The organism is Microcoleus sp. B3-D2, from assembly GCF_036705345.1.
GTDB lineage: Bacteria > Cyanobacteriota > Cyanobacteriia > Cyanobacteriales > Microcoleaceae > Microcoleus.
In genome coordinates this window covers 1-6,318 of sequence record NZ_JAUBUG010000136.1, presented here as the reverse complement: position 1 = coordinate 6,318, position 6,318 = coordinate 1, and the positions used below count along the sequence as shown (strand labels likewise).

At 45.9% G+C, this 6,318-nt stretch carries 7 protein-coding genes; 3 read left to right on the top strand and 4 right to left on the bottom strand.

The features are described 5' to 3' along the window. Positions 1-185: hypothetical protein (locus tag QUB14_RS27850; RefSeq protein WP_333221347.1), on the top strand; the 185-nt coding region annotated here is incomplete at its 5' end. A 225-nt stretch (positions 186-410) separates the two neighbouring features. Here QUB14_RS27850 and QUB14_RS27845 read toward each other — a convergent pair. The 3 genes from QUB14_RS27845 to QUB14_RS27835 form a co-directional block, all read right to left on the bottom strand. Further along, complete coding sequence (locus QUB14_RS27845; RefSeq protein ID WP_333221349.1) at positions 411-1,076, bottom strand: DUF1295 domain-containing protein; 666 nt, start codon at positions 1,074-1,076, stop codon at positions 411-413. A gap of 410 nt (positions 1,077-1,486) precedes the next feature. Then, positions 1,487-1,888 (bottom strand): hypothetical protein, encoded by a 402-nt coding sequence (locus tag QUB14_RS27840; RefSeq protein ID WP_333221351.1) that lies wholly within the window; start codon positions 1,886-1,888, stop codon positions 1,487-1,489. 65 nt (positions 1,889-1,953) lie between these two features. Further along, complete coding sequence (locus tag QUB14_RS27835) at positions 1,954-3,036, bottom strand: serine hydrolase (protein ID WP_333221353.1); 1,083 nt, start codon at positions 3,034-3,036, stop codon at positions 1,954-1,956. A gap of 31 nt (positions 3,037-3,067) precedes the next feature. Between QUB14_RS27835 and QUB14_RS27830 the strand changes: the two genes are divergently transcribed. Continuing rightward, positions 3,068-3,664: a hypothetical protein gene (locus tag QUB14_RS27830; RefSeq protein ID WP_333221355.1), complete on the top strand. Its 597-nt coding sequence runs from the start codon at positions 3,068-3,070 to the stop codon at positions 3,662-3,664. A 240-nt stretch (positions 3,665-3,904) separates the two neighbouring features. After that, entirely contained in the window at positions 3,905-5,116 is a 1,212-nt protein-coding gene (locus QUB14_RS27825) for a transposase (RefSeq protein ID WP_333221357.1), read from the top strand. A 93-nt stretch (positions 5,117-5,209) separates the two neighbouring features. Here QUB14_RS27825 and QUB14_RS27820 read toward each other — a convergent pair whose 3' ends face one another. Further along, positions 5,210-6,223 (bottom strand): RNA methyltransferase, encoded by a 1,014-nt coding sequence (locus tag QUB14_RS27820; RefSeq protein ID WP_333221359.1) that lies wholly within the window; start codon positions 6,221-6,223, stop codon positions 5,210-5,212. Positions 6,224-6,318 lie beyond the last annotated feature (95 nt).

The following is a 6,318-nucleotide window of genomic DNA, read 5'->3' as shown; positions in this document are numbered from 1 at the left end:
TTGCACTTTATTCTCGCTCGCGCGCTCGAAACCTTTCGCGACGCAATATGCACTCGATTATTCAGCAAGCCCTAAGTGTTTTTTTGAGGGGGTCAAATCTTTCGGCTGTAGGACTGGTGCGGCAAGGGTTTGAGCCTCTGTGTCTTGAAAAACGATCGTTTAAAAGTATCTACCGACTGCTTTAAATCGCCTACAAGCGTGACGGTGAAAGTTCCCAAAGGGGTATTGGGCCATCGCTAAGGCTGTGCTGCAAAGGCGGGAAATTTATTATTAGAAGCTTTATCTTATTAGAAGCTTTATCTTATTTTGTGGATATGAGTTGAGCTGCATTTAGGGCATTTCCTACAAAATCGCCTTATTATCCCTCATGAACTCATATTGTAATTCCGCAACGCCCTAACTTACTATTTTTAACCAACTTTCTCCTCTAAACTGTCTTTTTTTTGTTCGAGAGCTGTCGATACAAATAGTCGAGGTAGTAAAAGTCCAGACCTAGTTTTGTAGTCGGCAAATTCAGGATATCGTCCGAGTGAACGCTCTTTTTTGATCATGTTAGGAATAAAAACACCAGCAATAAAAGCTGCCAGAATTAAAAAAGGTAGCCAGTGCTGAACTAGCATCGCAAACGATCCGTAGATTAGGATTTCTCCTAAGTAATTCGTATTGCGCGATCTGGCAAAAAATCCTTCTGTTATTAGTCCCGGACGGTACTTAAGGGTGTAGTACTTCTGTGCATCACCAGTATAGGCGAGAAAGACACCGATAATATTTAGGGAAATTGCTGCTGCCACTAACGGCAGAGGTGGTTGTGATCCACTGCTAATCAAAATAAAAGGTGCTACCCAATAGAGGCTAACTGACACAAAGCCTAATATTCCCGTTCCGACAGAGATTTCTTGTTCCCACTGTTTATCTGGATATATCTGGTCTTTGAGCAGCCACAACAAACCATAAGTACCGTGCAGGGCGAGATAAACCCAAGCACCAAAATTAAAATTTTGGTAAATGAACATCAGTGTCAAAATAAATGGAAAGGTGAGTGCTTTGTGCAGATTGATAAAATGCTTGGGTTTCATAGCTTTTGTTAATCTCTATCTAGTAAACTCTATCTCTCTTTATATTACACTTTTTAGATATAACTACTTATCACGAGTAAACTTATCAACCTGCTTCTATTTTGCCTGACGGGGTAACAAGCAACTTGAAAGCGTGACCGGAGGGCGATCGTTCGTTTACTTGACAGCTCCGGCTCTCGGCTTAACAAAGAAAATCGATCGCGATCTCAGTAGCGATAGAATGTTGCGCGGCTCATTCGCCCCGAAAGCTTAATCAATGATTTCTCTAATCGGGCGATCGCTATTTCACAAGTTCAGTCCTGGACGCATCAACACCAAGAAACCAGGTTTTTTACCGTTTCTGGGGCTGTAACAAAGTATTTCGTGAAAAACCCGGTTTCTCAGCACCGGTGAGTAAGTCGCAAGTATTGTTAAATTCCGCTGGAGTCGCGGATTCGCCCATTGTAATCAACTCTGATTCGGCCATCTTGGGAAACCGTAACAACCGTCTCTACAGTATAGACAGACGAACCAGGCTTGGAACCCTTAAAAGTAAAAGTCCAAGTTCCATCGCCATTGTCAACAAACGGCGATTCCTTAGAAGTACCGTGCATAGAAGCTTCAGCTCGATAGTTGCCTAAACCCCCATTAGCCCTTTCTGCTGCTTGACGGGCTAAGTTTTTTGCCCGATTGAGTTCGATATTATTGTTGATCACTCTCGCGCCGTCGGTCTCATATTCAGGAGCAGGATTAGCATTACTCAAGGTGGGGGAGACTCCAACGGCTAAAGTTGAGAGCGCTACCAGACAAGCAAGTCGAATGTTTAGTTTCATAATACAAACTGATTTATAGTTTGATAAAGTCTACAACACTTGCCCGAAAAAACCCGGTTGAATTTTCAATTTTTAATTTTCATTTGTGAATCGTCTGGGGTTTCCTCACCGTTCAAATAGCGGTAACTAATCCGAGAAATCTCCCGAATCAATGTTTGAGCTGGCTTCTCCGTTTCCGGTGAATGCTTCACCATCACCGCCACTAAATAACGCTTACCGTTCGGCAAATCCACCATCCCCGCATCCGCTAGCATTGTATCAATGTTGCCGGTTTTGTGAGCAATAACTGAACCTTCGCCTAAACCTTTCGGCAGCAAAGAAGCGTTTTGAGTTTGGCGCATGATTTGCAAAATACGATCGCGCGATTTCACCGATACCAAATTACCCCGATCGACCTGGGCTATGATATTAATCAAATCCTTCGGACTGGTAGTATTAGTTCCCTCCAAATCTGGCAAATTATTACGCAGAACCGTGGTACTCAAACCCCAATTTGCAAAATGCTGATTCAACACCTCAGCACCTCCCAACAACTCAATCATCATATTAGTCGCCGTATTGTCGCTGACAACAATCATATTTTGGGCAACTTCCAAAGCCGAATACTTCTTGCCAGGAGCCTGATCTTGCATCTCCCCAGAACCGCCGACAATGTGTTCGGGCTTCAGGGTCAGCATCTGATCTAACTGCACTTTCCCCTCATCTACTGCTTGGAAAAAAGCTACTAAAATTGGCACTTTAATTGTGCTAGCTGAAGCAAAAGCAGTATCCCCATTAAAATTTAGGTAGCTTCCAGTATCTAAATCAACTAGAAATATTCCGGCTGTCAAAGTAGGATTTTCTGTTGCTAAAACCTGAACTTGCGTTTTCAAAGCTCCTAATTCTTGATTCAGTTGCAGCACTTCTGGGGTTGCGGGTGCCGCAGATGCGCTATCGGCTGGGTTGTTCAGCCCTGTGCTGGTTTGTTCTTCTGTCGCTACAGTCGATGCTCGACTCACAGCATTCACCACAGACAGCAGCGTGCCGCAAATCACCGCTATCCCAACTCCCAAAATCAGCAAGCGAGTAGCATACACCAACGGCGGTACGCTCCGAGGTGCAGAGCGTTTACCCGGTCTAGGACTCGCTTGTGGGCGCGGTTTAGGCACGGGGGGTTTTTTGGCATCTGCGGGGATTACCGTGTCTGAAATGCGCGTTGGGGGCGAACTGGGACGACTTCCACGGGTTGCAGGGGGAGTGGCAGTTGGGAGCTGGCTGTTGGGATTGCTGGCGATCGAACTTACATTTTCCCGTTCCAGATTCGGGTTCGGAAACTCGAACATATCGACAGCAGCGAGACCTTTTTTCCCTGGTTGGCGAGTCTTCGACTGCGGAGTTTTGCTGGTTCTGGGTTTTCTGGGGTTAATTGCCGATCGGGGATCGGATAAAAAGTCTTGTGTAGTCAATTCTTCCGAAGATGTGGGAGAATTGGCTCCAATTCTGCTGCCGCGGCCCTGTTGCAGTGGCAAAGTCGCAGGTTCGGGCGATCGAATTTCTGAATTGCCGTTTTGCGGTTGCGAAGGGCGACGGCGGCCCGAGTTGCCAGACTGGCTTGCTTTGCCGGACTTAGGCTGCTTTGAGCCGGAGTTGGGAGAGGATATCGACGAAGATATCACCGATAATATCGATCCTTTGGGAAACCGCTCTGCCACGTCTTACTCCTTCATCACTACTGTAAATTTCAAGTTTAAGATTTTTCAGCTTGCCAGCCAATCAATTTTAGATTTTAGATTTTAGATTTGCCCCAGAGGCTGCATGGTATCAGCAACCAAGTTTATTGCTCGCAAATTATCGCAAAGCTTAGGTTTTTAGTCAAGAAACCCTGTTATCAAGAAATTGGGTTTAAAACCCCGTCCTTCTAGGACGGCTTTCTCCTAATGTAGGGGATACGACACGTACTTGTAAAGCTTTGTGAACAAGTTTAGCGATGTTAAGCTAGCGTTGCTAGCATAAGAGTATCGTGATTAGGTCGAAGTCATGCTAGTTTTTGAATTCAAAGCATACGGTAAAAAGCAGCAATTAGATGCTATAGATGAAGCAATTAGAACAGTGCAGTTCATCCGCAACAAAGCATTGCGCTTTTGGATGGACAACCAAAAAGTCGATAAATACGACTTAAATAAGTACAGCGCTGTTTTAGCTAAAGAATTTTCGTTTTGCGATGACTTGAACAGCATGGCTCGGCAATCTAGCTCAGAAAGAGCGTGGTCGGCAATCTCCCGATTCTACGATAACTGTAAAAAGAAAATTCCGGGAAAAAAGGGATTTCCGCAGTTCCAGAAAGACAACCGCTCGGTCGAATATAAGACAACCGGATGGCGTCTGGCAACCGACCGGAAATCTCTCACTTTTACCGACAAGAAAGGAATCGGGAAACTCAAACTAAAAGGGACGCGCGACTTACATTTTTATCAGCTCCGTCAAATCAAGCGAGTACGCTTAGTAAAGCGAGCAGACGGATATTTCGTCCAGTTTTGCGTTCAAGTTGACCGCTCTCAAAAGATTGAGGTCACAGGCAATGCCATTGGATTAGACGTGGGGCTCAAAGAGTTCTACACAGACTCAAAGGGCGTTGCCGTCGAAAATCCGCGATTTCTGGGCAAGGGAGAGTACAGATTAAAAAAAGCCCAAAGACGAGTTTCAAAACGAGTCAAGGGTTCGCACAACAGAAGAAAAGCTAGAGTGATTCTAGGAAAGCGCCACCTCAAAATAAGTAGACAGCGTAAAGATTTTGCCGTGAAATTGGCAAGATGCGTCATCCAGTCAAACGACTGTGTAGCCTACGAAGATTTGAGGATTAAAAATATGGTGAAGAATCACTGTTTAGCCAAATCGATTAACGACGCATCTTGGTATATGTTCCGAACATGGATGGAATATTTCGGCAAAGTATTCGGAAGGATTACGATTGCCGTGCCAGCCAATGGAACAAGTCAAGAATGTTCTAGCTGCGGGACAGTTGTTAAGAAAAGTCTATCAACGCGAACCCACGCTTGTCAGTGCGGATGCACCCTTGATAGAGATTGGAACGCCGCTAGAAATATCCTGAGTCGGGGATTAAGTACGGTGGGGCACACCGGAACTTGGATCTTAGATCCGAACGCTTGTGGAGAATTGACCGCTACCGATGTTGAAGCAATTCTGGATCGGCAAGTCGATTCTGCGAAACAAGAATCCCCTCGGCTTTAGCCAGGGGAGTGTCAAGAAGGTGACAAGTGGGGGCAGGAAAGTTCTCAGTGAAAAAAATCCTCAATCTCACATCCCCAATTATCAGCATTTCTCCTAGCTATCCGTTGGATTTTCCGGCAACGCCCCATCCAGAGTATCAGAATTTGCCTCTCGTGGGTAAGTTTTGATTGCCCATTCTGTTTGGCGGAGGACGCCCCGCAGCATGGCGACTTCATCAATTGTTGGATAGGCTCTGTTGTACAAACGCCGAAATTTTTCCATCCGGCTTGCTGCTGTGTGCTGCTGCAAATATCCTATTTTGAGTAACAGCGTTTCTAGTTGCTGGTAATATCCCTCTAAATTTTCCAAGGGAGCACTGGCGAGTGGAATTGAGGGATTTTCTGTCTGGCTGGTGGCAAGTTTTTCTTGGTAACAAGTTGATAAATTATCTGTTGCATCCGGTATTGAAGAGGCAGAGCCTCTGGATATGCGTTCCCAGGCTGAGCCTGGGAACGAGGCTTCTTCTTCCTGCTTTTCTCTTCCTTCTTCCCTCGGACTGACATCCGTTACATCCGTTACAGAATCCGTTGCCGAACTTCCTTCTTCCCTCTTCCTTCTTCCTTCTTCCTTCTTCCTTCTTCCTTCTTCCCGGTATAGTTCGTAACAGCAGATAGCGACTGCTTGGGCGAGATTTAGGGAAGTGTAGGCATCGCTGCTGGGAATGCGGATCAAGCGTTGAGCGCGGTTTAATTCGGCATTGGTCAAGCCGCAGTCTTCTCGGCCGAAAATTAGGGCGCTGGGGGCTTCAAGGAGCCAAGGCAAGGCATCTGCGGGTTCTTCTAGTTGTGTTGGCAACGATCGACAATCATCCCCTGTAGTTGCGATCGCTCTGACACACCCTACCAAAGCAGCGGGCAAACTCTCGACTACTTTGGTAGTTTCCAATATGTCGGCGGCGCGAACAGCCATCAGTCGGGCTTCTTCCCCTAAATGATCGCACTGGGGATTTACCAAAACTAATTGGTGCAAACCCATATTTTTCATGACGCGGGCAACAGAACCAACATTCAATGGGCCTGCAGGTTCGACTAAGACGATTCGGATGTTGGCGTCGGCCGTTTCGAGCATTTTTATTTGGGGAGGTGTTAGGGCGTGTCATTAATTAGGTAGGTTGACAAAACAGAATTAACGTGTATTGAGTAGCACTCAGAGGGTTAAGCCAG